The organism is Seohaeicola nanhaiensis, from assembly GCF_042654245.1.
GTDB classification, from domain to species: domain Bacteria; phylum Pseudomonadota; class Alphaproteobacteria; order Rhodobacterales; family Rhodobacteraceae; genus Seohaeicola_A; species Seohaeicola_A nanhaiensis.
Genome location: NZ_JBHSGI010000023.1, coordinates 1 through 14,552, shown reverse-complemented (window position 1 = coordinate 14,552; position 14,552 = coordinate 1). Strand labels below are relative to the sequence as shown.

The window sequence follows — 14,552 nt, the reverse complement described above, 5'->3', positions numbered from 1 at the left end:
AGGATCATGGAATGGATTATCGAAAACTGGGTTCTGGTCCTCGTGATCGGCGGGATGGCTGCATTGCATCTCTTCGGGCATGGACACGGCGGGCATAAGCACGGCAAGACCGCGAAGCGTCAAACTGCACAGAAGAAGGTGCCGGACGCCTCCGCCGATACCCGGGTTCAATCGGAAGATGCCTGACTTCCCCGAATGCTGCGATCCCGTGGAGCTTTTGGACCTGTCCGGTCGCAAGGGCTTGGTCATCGGCATCGCGAATGAACGCAGTCTGGCGTGGCCCGCCGCTCTGCACTTCCGGCAGGCGGGTGCCGAGCTGGCCATCACTTATGTTAATGAGCGCACCAAGACCCACGTGACACCGTTGGCCGCGCGGCTTGAAGCGCCCATCGTCCTGCCTTGCGATGTGAAGGCGCCACAGGAACTCGATGCCGTTTTCGATGCCATCGCAGAACGCTGGGGAAAGCTGGATTTCATTCTTCATGCCATTGGCAGTGTGCCCCCCGCCGACCTGCACGGTCGTCTGACAGACTGCTCTGCCGCGGGGTTCTCGGAAGCGATGGCCGTTTCGGTTCATTCATTGATCCGTATGGCGCATCTTTCCGAACCGCTGATGACCGATGGTGGCAGCGTGATCACGCTGAGTTATCTCGGCGGCGAACGCGTGGTGGAAAACTACAACGTCATGGGGCCGGTCAAGGCGGCGCTCGAAGCCACGGTGCGCTATCTCGCGCATGAACTCGGGCCGTCAAACATCCGTGTCAACGCTATTTCGGCGGGTCCGGTGCTGACCCGTGCGGCATCGGGGCTGACCGGCTTTTCGGGCCTTCTAGAGGCGACCAAGCGCGCAGCACCCTTGCTGCGCAACATAGAAGCCGACGAGGTGGGCCGCACGGCGCTGCTTTTCGCCAGCGATTATACCAGCGGCATCACCGGCGAAGTATTGCATGTAGACGCGGGTGTTCACATCGAAAGCCCTGTTGTCGCATCCGAGATGAACGCCAATCGGGAGGATTCACAATGACCCATGCCGAAGACGACCCTGTTCCTGCAACCGCAAAGGAACGCCGCGATTTTCTCTATTATGCAACGGCATCCACAGGCGCAGTTGCCGTCGGGGCTGCGGTCTGGCCGTTGATTGACTCGATGAACCCCTCAGCCGACGTGACCGCCTCCGGTACGGTCAGGGTCGATCTGTCCGGCGTCGAACCGGGCCAGCGCATTACCGTCAAGTGGCGGGGGCGCCCGGTCTTCGTCTGGCGCCGGTCTGTTGCGGCTATCGAGGCGGCGAGCGCGGTCGAACTCGACGATCTTGTCGACACTGTCGACAGTGCGCGCGAGAACCCGAACCTGAGTGGCGACGTTCCCGCGCGAGACGAGAACCGAACGGCGGACGAAGCTGGTGAGTGGCTGATCGTTATCGGTGTCTGCACCCATCTCGGCTGTATACCGCTGGGTCAGGACGGATCCGCAGTCGGAGAATTCGGCGGCTGGTTCTGCCCATGTCACGGATCGCATTACGACACGTCGGGGCGGATACGGAAAGGACCAGCACCACGCAACCTTGACATCCCACCCTATGATTTGGGCGATGACCTGCAACTGGTGATCGGCACCTGATCGGTGCATCGACCCATTACTTGCGAAGGAGGCAACGACATGCAAACCAAGGATATTATGACGACGTCCGTGATCTCCGTCCCGCAGGACGGAAAAATCGAGGACGCCGTGCGACTGATGCTCGACCATCACGTCAGCGCGCTACCCGTCGTAGACGCGGACGGCGCCCTCAAGGGAGTGGTCAGCGAAGGAGACCTGATGCGGCGCGTCCGCGACACCGACGGCCCACGCCGATCCTGGTGGCTCGAACTGCTGGGCGGGTCGGGCGATTCCGCCCACGACTTTGTCAAGCTCAACAGCCACCATGTTACTGACGTGATGACCCGCGATGTCGTTTCGGTCGAGGAGGACACGGCGGTCGCCGAGATCGCGCGTCTTCTGGAAAAGCACCGGATCAAACGGGTGCCGGTGCTGCGTGCGGGGCGCGTGGTCGGAATCGTCAGTCGGGCAAACTTGCTACATGCCTTGTCGGCAATTCCGGACGGGGCACTTTCCAAGCCCTCAAACGATGATCGTGTGCTGCGCGCCAAGATTGACGAGGCGCTCAAAGAGGTGCCCGGTGCAGCGGTCAATCTGGTTAACTACACAGTTGATAACGGCAATGTGGCGGTCTGGGGCGTTGCCGACAGCGATTTCGAAGAGAACGCCATTCGCGTCGCGGTGGAAAACGTGTCTGGTGTCCGCAGCGTCGACATCCATATGGGCCGACTTCCGGCTTGGGCCTACGGCATATGATCAATACTGTCGGCCAAGGCTCCGCACCATTTGCATGGCCTGCAGGCCGGAAAAGTTTCCTGCATGTTCGAAAGGCCCTGATGTGGTGCAGAAGATCATGGAGAAATGGCCTGCGGGGGGATCAGACCCCGCAGGCGTTTACACAAGGTTCGGCAGAGGAAGGATGCCTGGCATCGTCGCATAAACTGGTTGACAGGCTTGTCCTCTGCCGCATGGTACCGGTCGGTGGATCCTGCGGTTGCACTCTGGACTCCAGAATGCACGAGGGTACCGGGCGCCGGAAAGCGGCGGGATGATGGCACCTGTGCCCGACCATTCCGCCGCCAGCGATGACCAGATTGAAATTGTTGGAGCCGGGCCCGCGGGCCTCGTCTGCGCGATAGTTCTGGCCAAGGCCAACCGCCGGGTCACGGTGCGTGAATGGCACAAGGATGTCGGTCACCGTTTCCATGACGATTTTCAGGGTCTGGAGAACTGGACCGACGCGCAGGACGTTCTGGACGAACTCGCCGAGGCCGGAATAGAGGCCGATTTCGATCATAGCGGCCTTACCGAAGGCGTCGTCTTCGACAGCCGCGCACGGACCCACCGGGTGCACGGAGCAAAGCCTCTCTTCTATCTCTTGCGGCGAGGCAGCGCGCCGGGGTCGCTGGACCGCGCCCCGCTGGCTCAGGCCCAGGCGGCCGGTGTCGAGGTGCGGTTCAACGATCGGGTCACGGCCACGTCGGGGAACATGATACTGGCAGGCGGACCGCGCCGTGCTGATATCATCGCGGTCGGCTACGTCTTTGACACGGCCATGCCCGATGGTGCCTGGCTTGCGTTTGGGCCGGAACTTGCCCCGAAGGGCTACGCCTATCTGCTCGTGAACGAAGGACGCGGAACGGTGGCAAGTTGCATCTTCACGGGCTTTCGCGATCAGGCGCACTATCTTGCAGCGACGGTGTCGTATTTCGAACGTCACGCCGGGCTGCAAATGCAGAATGCGCGCGGCTTCGGCGGTTTCGGGAATGTCAGATTGCCACGCACAGCGATGCAGGGCGGAAACCCGGTGATCGGCGAGCACGCGGGTTTTCAGGACGCGCTGGCAGGATTCGGGTTGCGCTATGCGATGCGAACGGGCCAACTGGCGGCAGAGAGCCTGGTACGCGGCACCGACTACTCCAGGGCCTGGCGGCAGAGTTTGCAGCCGGGCCTGAGTGCCGGCGTGGTCAACCGGTTCATGTTCAACCGGACCGGCGCGCGCGGATTGGATTATCTGATCGGAAAACTCGGTGCCAACGACACCCGCTCGGTATTGGCGACGGCCTATCGGCTGTCGTTTACCAAGCGCCTCGTGCTGCCGCTCGCCCGGTTTCGCTATCGCGAACCTCTCAAAGACCGCAGTTGCGACCATGTCGTTTGCGATTGCGTCTGGTGCCAGCACGGTCTCCATGATCCGTCCGGTGTCTGACCGCCCTGGCCATCGCGCCACCATCGAGATCAAAGCAGGTTCTCGCGCCATCATATCAGGAAGCGGCGCACCAGTCGACGACCCTGACGTTGCTGCCAGATTCACGATGCGCTAAGCGGGAACCATGCGCGTCTTTGACAGAAATTTTATTCGGGCGGACGGTATCAGCCGCAAAGCAACGGGCGTCTCGCGGTCGAGCAAACATGCGCGCGCTGCGATGTGTGTGCCGGACCTCGGCGAGGGCGAGGGCACGTTCCGGCTTTTCGTCGAAGGCGATGTGCTTTTCGACGAGATGATCGCCGCGATTGAGCGCGCGACGCGCGAAATCCGCATGGAGTCCTATATCTTTGCGGCCGACGAGGTCGGCGCGCGTTTCGTGGCCGCGCTCGCGGAAAAAGCGCGCGCCGGCCTTGACGTGCGGCTGCACCTCGACGCCTTCGGTGCCGGCCAGAGAAACTTTCGCAGGCTGCGACACGAATTGAAACAGTCCGGGGTCCGGTTCCGCTGGTTTCGCCCCTTCAGCCTGCTGCACCCGCTGAGATATCTGCAACGCAACCACCGCAAGCTTCTGGTCGTCGATGGCCGGGAAGCATTCCTGGGCGGTTTCAACATACGCCGACTGAACTCGCGCCGACTTCACGGCGAGACCCGTCAGCGAGACACCCATGTGCGCGTCGCGGGCCCGCTGGTGGAGCTCGCTGTCAGGCATTTCGAGCGACTCTGGCTTGACGCTGGCCAGCTTCCGGCCAGCGCGATTCCCGATGATACCAAGGGGATCGAGGGGTTGCTGGTGCCGAGCTACTCGCGCCTGTGCCGCAAGCGGCTTGCCTGTCTGCATGCGGGGCTGATCGAAATGGCGCAAACCCACGTTTATCTGACCTCACCATATTTCAGTCCTGGAACCGTGGTCGACCGCGCGCTTCAGGCCGCCGCCCGGCGCGGCGTGGACGCACGTTTGCTGGTCCCCCGCCGGAGCGATCCGCCGGTCGCCGGCTGGGCGACTCGGGCTGCATATGCGCACCTTCTGTCGGCGGGCGTGAGGGTCTATGAATACCTGCCGCGCCAACTGCATGCCAAGACTTCGGTCATCGACGCGGCTTGGTCGATCGTGGGCTCGGCAAACCTCGACTACCGAAGCCTGTTCATCAACCAGGAGCTCGTGTTGATCGCTCGGGATCGGACCCTGGCCGAGCAACTGCAGGCGCAGTATCTGGGCGACCTCGCAGAGGCCGCTGAAATCACCCAGCCGGCGTGGCACCGCCGCGGCTTGCGCGCGCGTGGCCTGGAGGCGATTGGCTGGGCCGCGCGACGACTGCTGTAGCTGTCAGAACCGCTCGACCCATGCCAGCCCGGATCGGGCGTCCCGGTCGGAGCTGCCAAACGACTGCCTCCGGCCTGCGAGACCGCCCGCATCCTCACACTGCAAACGCGCCAATGTCCGAATTCCTGTAATGCTGTCCGTCGAGCCGCGTCTATAGAACGAAGGCAACAAGAGGAGGTCCAGATGGACAGTCTTTCCAATACCCCGAAGCAAGCCAGCGCCGCCGAGAAATCGACCGGATGTTGCGGCGGCAAATCCGACGCGCAGGGCCAAGCCAAGCCCGAGCCGCGCGTCACGGAATCCGCCAAGGAGACGCCGGCCAAATCCGGCTGCTGCTGCGGCCACTGACACGACACCCCCGCGCGGGATCTGCGTCCCGCGCGAGCCACGGCACGGCGGCGCCGGATAGCAAGGCTCTTGCGGACCGGTCCCACCGGCGGCGAGGAGGGAACAAGCCATGATGCCTATCATCTATTTCACCGCAGTCGCGGCGATCCTTTTCCTGGCCCTGCGCATGACGTGCGGGGCATGTGTCATGGGCGCGGATACCGCGACGGGGCGCGCGCGCCTGCCACTTGTGCCGCTGGGCTGGGCGCTGAGCCTGTTTCTGGCGGTGACCTATCTGGTCTGCATCGCGTTCGATCTGATCTTTCCCGGCTATGCGATGTACCAGACCTGGTCCGGCCTGCTGCCAGGGTTCGTCTGGCTGACACCGCTTGGCTTCATCGTCGGTCTGGTCGAGAGCTTTCTCTATGGCTGGTATGCCGCGTTGATCTTCGGCGGGCTCTTCAACGCCATCGCGAATAGGGAGACTTAGGCATGACACAAATCACACGTCCGAAACTACGCTTTCTGGGTGCCGCCGGGACCGTGACGGGATCGCGTTATCTGATCGAGGCCATGGGACGGCGCATTCTCGTGGATTGCGGCCTGTTCCAGGGGTTCAAGAACCTGCGAGAACGCAACCGCAAAACGTTTCCCGTGCGTCCGAACACGATCGACACTGTGCTGCTCACACATGCACATCTCGACCATTCGGGATACCTGCCGGCGCTGATCCGGGCGGGGTTCGGCGGCCGGGTCCACTGCACCGAGGCGACAGCAGACCTTTGCGGGCTTATCCTGCCCGACAGCGGACACATTCAGGAAGAAGAGGCGCGCTTTGCCGCCCGGAGGGGGTTTTCCAAACACAAGAACCCCAAACCGCTCTATACGCTCAAGGATGCAGAGGCGGCGCTGGAACGCCTTCGGCCGCATGGCTTCGATCAGAGGATCGACCTCGGCGACGGGGTCGCCGCCCGTTTCATCCCGGCCGGGCACCTTCTGGGCGCCGCCCAGATCCGTTTCGAGATCGGCGACAGGGTCGTCCATTTCAGCGGCGATCTGGGCCATGATCCCGATCCGCTGATGCGGCCGCCGAAACCGTTCGGTGGAGCCGATGTGCTGGTCTGCGAATCCACCTACGGCAATCGCTCCCATCCCGATACCGACCCCGAGGCCGAACTGGCCCCAGTCCTGAAGCGCACGTTTGCCCGTGGCGGCACGGTACTGATCCCGTCATTTGCGGTCGGACGGGCGCAGGGGGTGATGCTGCATATCGCGCGGCTCATGGCGCGGGGGGACATTCCCTATGTACCGGTGTTCCTCAACAGCCCGATGGCCGTGGATGCGACCGATATCTATCACCGCCACCACGCAGAGCATCACGTCAGCCGCGAAGACTGCGTCGCGATGTTCGAGATTGCCAAGCGCGTCAACACGGTCGAGCAATCGAAGGATCTGAACACGCGCCAGGGCCCGATGATCATCGTCTCCGCCAGCGGAATGCTGACCGGCGGGCGCATCCTGCACCATCTGGCAAGCTTTGGCGGCGACAGGCGGAACACGATCCTGCTGTCCGGCTTTCAGGCCGGCGGAACACGTGGCGCGGTGCTGGCCGATGGCGCGCGAACCTTGCGCATGTTCGGACGAGAGTTCCCGATCGAGGCCGAAGTGGTTCAGCTCCAGTCCTTTTCCGGGCATGCCGATGCCGACGAAATCCTGCGCTGGATGTCCGCCGGTCCCGCACCCACGATGACCTATCTGACCCACGGGGAACCTTCGGCTGCGGACACCCTGAGATTTCGCGTCAAACACGAGCTTGGACGATCCGTGCGCGTCCCGGAGCACCTCGAATCCGTCTATCTGGACCGGCCGCGATGACCGATACGCTTGCTCTTGTCCCCGCCGGGATCGACACCTACCGGCAACCGGTCGTCTATATGAACGAAGACTGCCACATCTGTCGCTCCGAGGGGTTCGCGGCCCAGACCCGTGTGCGGATCGACCTGGAGGACCGTTGGATCATCGCAACCCTGAATGTCGTTGGCCGCGGAGCGTGGCTTGGCGTGGATCAGGCGGCGCTGTCCGCCTCGGCTTGGGCGGCGCTTGGTGCGCGAGCAGGGGACAAGGGAGCGTTTTCTCATCCCGAACCGCCCGTTTCCGCGTCGATGATCCGGTCGAAAGCCTATGGCGACAGGCTGGATCAGGCTGGGTTCGCGGCAATCGTGAGCGACACGCTCGACAGCCGGCTGTCCGATCTCGAGCTTGCCGCTTTCGTCACCGCCTGTGCGGGTGAGCGGCTGGATGAGCCCGAGACCGTGGCACTGACCCGCGCCATGCAGGGCGCCGGGCAGACGCTCGACTGGGGAGGGCGGACCATTCTCGACAAGCATTGCGTCGGCGGTTTGCCGGGCAATCGAACGACGCCGATCGTGGTTGCTATCATCGCCGCAGCGGGGCACCTGATTCCCAAGACGTCCAGCCGTGCGATCACGTCGCCGGCAGGGACGGCCGACACGATGGAGGCCATGGCACCCGTTGCGCTCGACGCCGCCGCGCTGCGCAGGGTAGTCGAAGCAGAAGGCGGGTGCATCGTCTGGGGTGGCGGGCTCGCCCTCAGCCCCGCCGACGATCATTTCATTCGTGTCGAACGCCCGCTTGATTTCGACTCGACCGGTCAGTTGGTGGCAAGCGTACTGTCGAAGAAGGCCGCGGCGGGTGCCACGCATGTCCTGATCGACATGCCGGTCGGACCCACGGCCAAGGTGCGCTCTGAGAAGGCTGCCGAGGCACTCGGCGTCCGTGTGTCAGCGGTCAGCAATGCGTTGGGTCTGAACCTGGCGCTGCATATCAGCGACGGCATCGCTCCGGTCGGGCGCGGCATCGGCCCGACGCTGGAAGCCATCGACGTGCTGGCGGTCCTGCGACGCGCGCCCGATGCGCCTGCGGACCTGCGCGAAAGGGCGCTGGATCTGGCCGGGCATCTTCTGGACCTCGCTCCCGACGGCGTGGCGGGGCAGGGACGAGACCGGGCCCGGGCTCTGCTGGATAGCGGCGCGGCTGAGGCCAGGTTCATGGCGATCTGTGAGGCGCAGGGCGGGTTCCGGGAACCCGGAACGGCGGCGCAGCGGATCGAGATACACGCCCCCCACGCGGGCCTTTTGACATCCGTGGATAACCGCCGGATCGCCCGCATCGCCAAGCTGGCAGGCGCGCCGCGTCAGAAATGCGCAGGCATTCGCTTGCTGGTGCGGTTGGGCGACCGGGTGGACGAGGGCCAGCCGCTCTATGAACTCCATGCCGAGACAGCGGGCGAACTGGCCTATGCCCTGGCCTATGCCGAATCCCAAACCGGGGTTCTCACGCTGTCCGAGGAGGGCCCATGATCCTCATACCGTTTCCCGAAATGAAGCTACTGACCGAAACTCTGGCACTCGCGATGGGGGCGGAATTGCGCACGCTCGACTGGCACCATTTCCCCGATGGCGAAAGCCTGATGACCTTGCCGGGCGATCTGGACGGGGCCGACGTGGCGCTCCTGGCGACATTACGCAATCCAGACCATCATGCGCTGCCGTTGCGCTTCGCCGCGGCGACGGCCCGCGAGATGGGCGCGCGCCGCGTCGGATTGATCGCACCCTATCTCGGTTACATGCGGCAGGACAGCCGTTTCGAGGCTGGGCAGGCGGTCAGCGCGCGGCTTTTCGCGCACTTCCTGGGTGAAAGTTTCGACTGGCTGGTGACGGTCGATCCGCATCTGCACCGGATCGCTCGGCTGGAGGAGGTTTTCCCGATCCCAGCGGTGCGCGCCGTTTCCGCCCCACTGCTTGCAAACTGGATCAAGACTAACCTGCCCGACGCTGTTCTTTTGGGCCCCGATAGCGAAAGCCAGCAATGGGTGGCCGAGGTGGCCCGGCTGGCCGGACGGCCCTATGAAGTGCTGCGCAAGGTCCGGACCGGCGACCGTCAGGTCGAGGTCAGCGTGCCGGAAAGTGCCGTGTTGCGCGATGGCACGCCCGTGATCCTGGACGATATCGCCTCTTCGGGACGGACCTTGGTGCGCACCATTGAACGGCTCGTTGCGGCGGGCAGCCGCGCGCCGGTGTGCCTCGTGATCCACGCGGTTTTCGCCGGTTCCGCACATGATGACATTCTGGCAGCCGGTGCCGCAAGGATCATCACCACCGACACCATACCGCATCCATCGAATGCGATCGGAATCGCCGACGTTCTGGCTGAAGCATTCGGGTCGCTTGGGGTGCGAGCGGGCACAAGCATCGACTAGAGAAGCAGGGAAATCAGGATGTCCGAAAACCACAACAGGCACTTGGAGACGCCGGCCGCCGGGCAAGTGCGGACAAGGGATCGGGCCGCTCTCTATCGTGGCAACGAACCGGCCTTTGCGGATTGGGTGCTTGGCGCGGGTCTTGCGGCCCATGACGACCTGACACAGGTGCGGGTCCACGACATGGTCGATATTCTCGAGCGTCGCGGGCGAGTGCGCGACAGGGCCGAAGCCTGGCGTATCCTCGCCGCAGCAGATCGCATCACGAAGGCGGCAATGTGGCTCGTGGTGCATATGACCTATGCGCGAAACGTGCGCACGGACGGGACACCGCTTGACGCCGAGGATTTCAAAGCCGGTCCCGATGGTCATACCGGCGGGTCGCTCAACATGGTTCCAGCCTATGTCGGCTATCTGGCTGCAAACGCGCTTGGCGGCATGACACGATCCTGGCTGATGGGACAGGGGCATTGCGTTGCCGCGATCGACGCGGTGAACCTCATCGTCAACAACATGTCGTCCGAACAGGAGAACCGATACTCGTTTTCCGATCCCGGCCTGACGCGCTTCGTTCGGGATTTCTATTCCTACGAGATCACCGCAGAGGGACGCCCCGCATCTGCGCTCGGCAGCCATGTGAACGCGCATACCGCCGGCGGTCTCATCGAAGGCGGCTATCTCGGCTTTGCCGGACTGCTCTACGGGCACATGCCTCAGCCCGGTGAACATCTTGTGGCGTTCATGAGTGACGGTGCTTTCGAAGAACAGCGCGGAAGCGACTGGGCACCGCGCTGGTGGCGTTCGAAAGACACCGGGCCGGTCGCCCCGATCATGATCGCGAACGGTCGACGGATCGACCAGCGCACGACAATGGCGCAATCCGGCGGCGTGGACTGGTTCCGTCGGCACCTGCGGCTGAACGGTTTCGATCCGATCGATCTGGACGGGCGCGATCCGGCAGCCTTCGCTTGGGCGATCTTTGAGATCGAGGAACGTCTCGCCGCCGAAGCCCTGGCCGTTCGGGAAAAGGACGAAGCACCTGCGATCCGTCTACACTACGGCATCGCGGAGACGGTCAAAGGTATCGGATTTCCCGGCGCCGGCACGAACCGTGCGCATAACCTGCCGCTCGAGGGCAATCCGCGAACCGACGCGGCCGCCCGCCGTGACTTCAACGAAGGTGCCGCGAACCTCTGGGTGCCGCCAAAAGACCTGTCGGATGCGGTGCTTGCGCTCAACAACCATGACGCCTCGGGACGTCCCAAGGAGCGGGCCCATCCCCTGATCTCGCGCCCGGCGGTGACGCCCAGCCTGCCCGAACCGCCGTGGCACGCCTCTGAGGGTCGCAGAAACGTCTCGCCGATGGAAGGTCTCGACCAATACTTCGAAGCGCTTGTCCTCGCCAATCCCGGCCTGCGCGCCCGCGTCGGCAACCCTGATGAAATGCGCAGCAACAGGATGAACGCGACCCTAGATCTGCTGAAGCATCGTGTGACCGCCCCCGAGCCCGGGATGCCGGAATCCGAGACCGGTGGCGTGATAACAGCCCTTAACGAAGAAGCCGTCATATGCGCCGTTCTGGGAAACAAGAGCGGTCTCAATCTGGCAGTCTCCTACGAAGCCTTCGCCACGAAAATGCTTGGCGCTTTGCGCCAGGATTTGATCTTCACGCGGCAATTGATCGCCGCAGGTCGCCAACCCTATTGGCTTGGCCTGCCGGTTGTCCTCACCTCGCATACGTGGGAAAATGGCAAGAACGAGCTGTCGCATCAGGACACGACCGCCGCCGAAACGATGTGGGCGGAAATGTCCGATCTCTCTCGCGTCGTGTTTCCTGTGGACTGGAACAGTGCCGTCGCATGCCTGCGGGATGTCTTTCGATCACACGGGGCGATCTGGACGATGGTGGTTCCCAAGCGCGAAGTTCCAGACGTGCTATCTCCCGAACTGGCGCAACGGGTGCTGGCCGACGGCGCGGTCTGCCTGCGCGATGTCGGTGGCGATGACCCGGAATTGATCCTGGTCGCCGTCGGCGCCTACCAACTGGCCGAAACTCTCACGGCGTCGGATCGCCTGAAAGAAAAGAGCGTGCGGCACCGTGTCATCGTGATGGTCGAGCCGGGACGGTTCCGCAGCCCCCGCGACGATCATGAGGCGAAGATGACCGCCTCCGACGCGACGCTCGAAATGTTCTTTCCCGAAACGGCAGGCGCCCGGGTCTTTGTCTCGCATACCAGGCCGGAGCCGCTCGGCGGTCTCCTCCGCCGCCTCGATACCGGATCGCGGAAGTCGAGATTCCTCGGGTTCTGCGGTCGCGGTGGCACACTCGATGCAGACGGAATGCTGTTCGCCAACCGATCAACCTGGGCGCATGTTCTTGCGGCTGCGGCGGATGTCACGGGGCGGCGGGCGCTTGATTTTCTGACAGAAGCCGAATTCGATGCGGTTCAGGGACGTCGCGCGCCCGCAGGAGTTCTTTTCAAGGGACATGACGTATGACGCGAAAAAAGACTGGCCATAACCTTGCAGAAACTGCGCGAATGGCTCCGACGCGTGGGGGCTGGTTTCATGTCCCCTCGATCCACAACTGACTACGGGAATGTGTTATGACAAGACATCACGAAAAACATTTGGATAATGACAATCCGCCGAGGCCGCCCTCGTTCTGGAAATCACGCGCGGGCATCTACCTGATCTTTGCGCTCATCCTTGGTGGACTACTGCTGGGTTACGAGCATCGGGTGCACATTCTGGGCAGCGGGTTGCTGATCTGGCTCCCTTTGCTGCTTTGTGTTGGCATGCATTTCTTCATGCATGGCGGTCATGGTGGCCACGGCGGACATGGCGGCCGCGGATCGGGTGATGACAAATGACGAGCGACCCGGGATCGTCATACGGGCTTTGGCTGCTCGTGTTCATCAATTCGGCGGTCTTCATTCTGTTCGCGTTCAGTTTCTTCAAGCCACAGACATCGCGTGACTGGCGCAGCTTCGGCGCATTCAGTGCTTTCATCGTGGCACTTTTTGTCGAGATGTACGGGTTTCCGCTGACGATCTTTTTCCTGTCGGGTTGGCTCCAATCCAACTGGCCGGGGATTGACTGGTTCGCCCATGACAGCGGGCACCTTCTGGAAATGATGTTCGGCTGGGAAGCGAACCCGCATTTCGGGCCGTTCCATTTCCTCAGCTTTGCATTCATCGGTGGGGGCTTCTGGCTGATCTCGGTGGCCTGGCACCATCTCTGGGCAGCACAGCGGGCCGGGCGACTGGCGGTCACGGGTCCCTACGCCCGGATACGGCATCCGCAATATGTGGGGTTCGTTCTCATCATGGCAGGGTTCCTCGTGCAATGGCCGACAATCCTCACGCTTGCAATGTTCCCGGTTCTGGTCTGGATGTATGCGCGACTTGCCAAGAGCGAGGAGGCCGACAGTCGGGCCCGGTTTGGCGAGGCATGGGAGAGATATGCAGAGAATGTTCCGGCGTTTCTGCCTCGATTCCGGGAAGTTGCCGCGCAATGAACGCAAGCGTTCTGTTCCGTTTTTTGCAGAGCGCAAGCTGGCTATCGGGAAACCGGAGCGGCGTCAGTTTTTGCCGACGATCGAGCGCTCGCCTGCGAATTGATCGAAGATTGAGTTTGATATCGGAAATGCAAGACGGATTTGCGATTTAGAAGCGCCGAGACCAAGAGGGTGAACGGAGTGAGCAATCTGGTGATCCTCGGAGGATCCGGTGATGTCGGGTCGCGGCTTGTTCGCCTCCTTTCCGACCATCAGGAATGGAAGGTTTGGGCGGTTTCCAGGCGAAACCGTGCGGTTGAAACGGCGCATGAAAACGTGGTTTACACAGCCCTCGACGTGGCGCGCCCCGACGCGGCCCATTCACTTCCCGACGACGCCATGGTCGTAAATCTGACCGAAGCGACACCGCCGGGGCTGGTCGCTGAAATTCTCGCAAGAGGCGGTACGGTGCTCGATACATCGGCGACGCCGAGCTATGTCCACGCCCTGATCCGGGCGGCGGACGGGACAAACGGGTGTCTTGTGACGGGTGTTGGAACTGCTCCGGGTCTCAGCACATTGATGGCGGCAGCTCTGGCAAGCGACAAACGGGTAGAGACGCTGCGTATCGGAGTCGAGCTTGGCATGGGCCGTCACTACGGGAAGGCAGCGTCTGAGTGGTTCTTTCGGACGCTTGGACAGCCTTATGACGACCCGGTGACGGGCCGGTCTGTATTTCCTGGCACGCACCCCTGGTGGTTTAGTTTCGCACAGAACGAGGCGCCGAGACTGGCGCTCGATGTGGCGTTTCCCGATGAGGGAATTCATCCTGGCGGACGCGAAGTCCGTGTTCACCATTACCTGGCCGTCGATCCGCCATTTGTCACACGCCTGTTTGCAGTGGCACAACGGCTTTGGCTCGGACGCTGGATGTCAGAGCATTCCCGGCGATTGACAAAGCTTTCAGAGTGGCTGCCGCAATTCGGGCAATTTAGAACACGGATCGCGGCGGTTGCGTTCGATCGCGACGGCAAAGAGATTGCCGCGAACCTGTTCGAAGGTGGCGATCAGGCTGATTTGACGGCTGCGATGATATTGGTGACACTTGATGCAATGCGGTTCGGCGATGCGCGACAGGCAGGGGCCAATTCGATTGTTGACCACCTTGATCTGGAGCAGGCGCTGAGCGGTCTGCGTCGCCACTTGGCAGGCGGAGCGGCCATACACACGAACGCTTGGCAAAGGCCAAATTAAAGCGTCCGACGCAAAACCTGAATCGGAATGGATTCCCTTGAGGGCTGATCTGTGATTCATCCTG

Annotated in this window: 15 protein-coding genes; all 15 read left to right on the top strand. The window is 62.6% G+C overall.

The genetic code is table 11. The annotated features are described in order from the left end of the window. Window positions 1-6 precede the first annotated feature (6 nt). The 15 genes from ACFO5X_RS14265 (at window position 7) to ACFO5X_RS14195 (ending at window position 14,488) form a co-directional block, all read left to right on the top strand. Window positions 7-186: a hypothetical protein gene (locus ACFO5X_RS14265; RefSeq protein ID WP_017469950.1), complete on the top strand. Its 180-nt coding sequence runs from the start codon at window positions 7-9 to the stop codon at window positions 184-186. Then, entirely contained in the window at window positions 179-1,024 is an 846-nt protein-coding gene (gene fabI, locus ACFO5X_RS14260; protein WP_185805115.1) for an enoyl-ACP reductase FabI, read from the top strand. Before ACFO5X_RS14265 ends, fabI begins: the two co-directional genes overlap by 8 nt. Next, the gene (gene petA, locus ACFO5X_RS14255) at window positions 1,021-1,620 is read left to right on the top strand and encodes a ubiquinol-cytochrome c reductase iron-sulfur subunit (RefSeq protein WP_380718145.1); all 600 of its coding nucleotides are present in this window, start codon (window positions 1,021-1,023) and stop codon (window positions 1,618-1,620) included. Before fabI ends, petA begins: the two co-directional genes overlap by 4 nt. Window positions 1,621-1,659: 39 nt before the next feature. Continuing rightward, window positions 1,660-2,355 carry a CBS domain-containing protein gene (locus tag ACFO5X_RS14250; protein ID WP_185805113.1) on the top strand — a complete coding sequence of 232 codons (696 nt, stop codon included), beginning with the start codon at window positions 1,660-1,662 and terminating at the stop codon, window positions 2,353-2,355. A gap of 292 nt (window positions 2,356-2,647) precedes the next feature. Further along, on the top strand, window positions 2,648-3,808 hold the full coding sequence (locus ACFO5X_RS14245; RefSeq protein WP_380718144.1) for an NAD(P)/FAD-dependent oxidoreductase: 1,161 nt from the start codon (window positions 2,648-2,650) through the stop codon (window positions 3,806-3,808). Window positions 3,809-3,932: 124 nt separating this feature from the next. Next, a complete protein-coding gene (locus ACFO5X_RS14240; RefSeq protein WP_380718143.1) occupies window positions 3,933-5,129 on the top strand; it encodes a phospholipase D-like domain-containing protein in 1,197 nt (398 codons plus the stop codon). A 183-nt stretch (window positions 5,130-5,312) separates the two neighbouring features. Continuing rightward, window positions 5,313-5,477 (top strand): hypothetical protein, encoded by a 165-nt coding sequence (locus ACFO5X_RS14235; protein ID WP_157835932.1) that lies wholly within the window; start codon window positions 5,313-5,315, stop codon window positions 5,475-5,477. A 109-nt stretch (window positions 5,478-5,586) separates the two neighbouring features. After that, the gene (locus ACFO5X_RS14230; RefSeq protein ID WP_043847459.1) at window positions 5,587-5,946 is read left to right on the top strand and encodes a DUF5676 family membrane protein; all 360 of its coding nucleotides are present in this window, start codon (window positions 5,587-5,589) and stop codon (window positions 5,944-5,946) included. Window positions 5,947-5,948: 2 nt separating this feature from the next. Beyond that, window positions 5,949-7,331, top strand: coding sequence for an MBL fold metallo-hydrolase (locus ACFO5X_RS14225; RefSeq protein ID WP_043847458.1), 1,383 nt, complete (start codon window positions 5,949-5,951; stop codon window positions 7,329-7,331). Then, window positions 7,328-8,836, top strand: coding sequence for a thymidine phosphorylase family protein (locus ACFO5X_RS14220; RefSeq protein ID WP_380718142.1), 1,509 nt, complete (start codon window positions 7,328-7,330; stop codon window positions 8,834-8,836). The genes ACFO5X_RS14225 and ACFO5X_RS14220 overlap by 4 nt, the downstream gene beginning before the upstream one ends. After that, window positions 8,833-9,735, top strand: coding sequence for a ribose-phosphate diphosphokinase (locus ACFO5X_RS14215; protein WP_043847455.1), 903 nt, complete (start codon window positions 8,833-8,835; stop codon window positions 9,733-9,735). The genes ACFO5X_RS14220 and ACFO5X_RS14215 overlap by 4 nt, the downstream gene beginning before the upstream one ends. Before the next feature lie 18 nt (window positions 9,736-9,753). Continuing rightward, a complete protein-coding gene (locus ACFO5X_RS14210) occupies window positions 9,754-12,234 on the top strand; it encodes a phosphoketolase family protein (RefSeq protein ID WP_380718141.1) in 2,481 nt (826 codons plus the stop codon). Window positions 12,235-12,341: 107 nt separating this feature from the next. Then, complete coding sequence (locus tag ACFO5X_RS14205) at window positions 12,342-12,608, top strand: DUF2933 domain-containing protein (protein WP_081749914.1); 267 nt, start codon at window positions 12,342-12,344, stop codon at window positions 12,606-12,608. Next, the gene (locus ACFO5X_RS14200; protein WP_017467753.1) at window positions 12,605-13,255 is read left to right on the top strand and encodes a methyltransferase family protein; all 651 of its coding nucleotides are present in this window, start codon (window positions 12,605-12,607) and stop codon (window positions 13,253-13,255) included. The genes ACFO5X_RS14205 and ACFO5X_RS14200 overlap by 4 nt, the downstream gene beginning before the upstream one ends. 180 nt (window positions 13,256-13,435) lie before the next feature. After that, on the top strand, window positions 13,436-14,488 hold the full coding sequence (locus tag ACFO5X_RS14195; protein WP_380718140.1) for an NAD-dependent epimerase/dehydratase family protein: 1,053 nt from the start codon (window positions 13,436-13,438) through the stop codon (window positions 14,486-14,488). Window positions 14,489-14,552: the final 64 nt, after the last annotated feature.

Excerpts from the sequence above, each read along its gene's own strand:
- ACFO5X_RS14240 (WP_380718143.1), top strand. The coding sequence starts at position 3,933 with ATGCGCGTCTTTGACAGAAATTTTATTCGGGCGGACGGTATCAGCCGC.
- ACFO5X_RS14225 (WP_043847458.1), top strand. The coding sequence starts at position 5,949 with ATGACACAAATCACACGTCCGAAACTACGCTTTCTGGGTGCCGCCGGG.
- ACFO5X_RS14220 (WP_380718142.1), top strand. The coding sequence starts at position 7,328 with ATGACCGATACGCTTGCTCTTGTCCCCGCCGGGATCGACACCTACCGG.
- ACFO5X_RS14265 (WP_017469950.1), top strand. The coding sequence starts at position 7 with ATGGAATGGATTATCGAAAACTGGGTTCTGGTCCTCGTGATCGGCGGG.
- ACFO5X_RS14245 (WP_380718144.1), top strand. The coding sequence starts at position 2,648 with ATGATGGCACCTGTGCCCGACCATTCCGCCGCCAGCGATGACCAGATT.
- petA (WP_380718145.1), top strand. The coding sequence starts at position 1,021 with ATGACCCATGCCGAAGACGACCCTGTTCCTGCAACCGCAAAGGAACGC.
- ACFO5X_RS14200 (WP_017467753.1), top strand. The coding sequence starts at position 12,605 with ATGACGAGCGACCCGGGATCGTCATACGGGCTTTGGCTGCTCGTGTTC.
- ACFO5X_RS14250 (WP_185805113.1), top strand. The coding sequence starts at position 1,660 with ATGCAAACCAAGGATATTATGACGACGTCCGTGATCTCCGTCCCGCAG.
- ACFO5X_RS14235 (WP_157835932.1), top strand. The coding sequence starts at position 5,313 with ATGGACAGTCTTTCCAATACCCCGAAGCAAGCCAGCGCCGCCGAGAAA.
- ACFO5X_RS14210 (WP_380718141.1), top strand. The coding sequence starts at position 9,754 with ATGTCCGAAAACCACAACAGGCACTTGGAGACGCCGGCCGCCGGGCAA.
- ACFO5X_RS14215 (WP_043847455.1), top strand. The coding sequence starts at position 8,833 with ATGATCCTCATACCGTTTCCCGAAATGAAGCTACTGACCGAAACTCTG.
- ACFO5X_RS14230 (WP_043847459.1), top strand. The coding sequence starts at position 5,587 with ATGATGCCTATCATCTATTTCACCGCAGTCGCGGCGATCCTTTTCCTG.
- fabI (WP_185805115.1), top strand. The coding sequence starts at position 179 with ATGCCTGACTTCCCCGAATGCTGCGATCCCGTGGAGCTTTTGGACCTG.
- ACFO5X_RS14205 (WP_081749914.1), top strand. The coding sequence starts at position 12,342 with ATGACAAGACATCACGAAAAACATTTGGATAATGACAATCCGCCGAGG.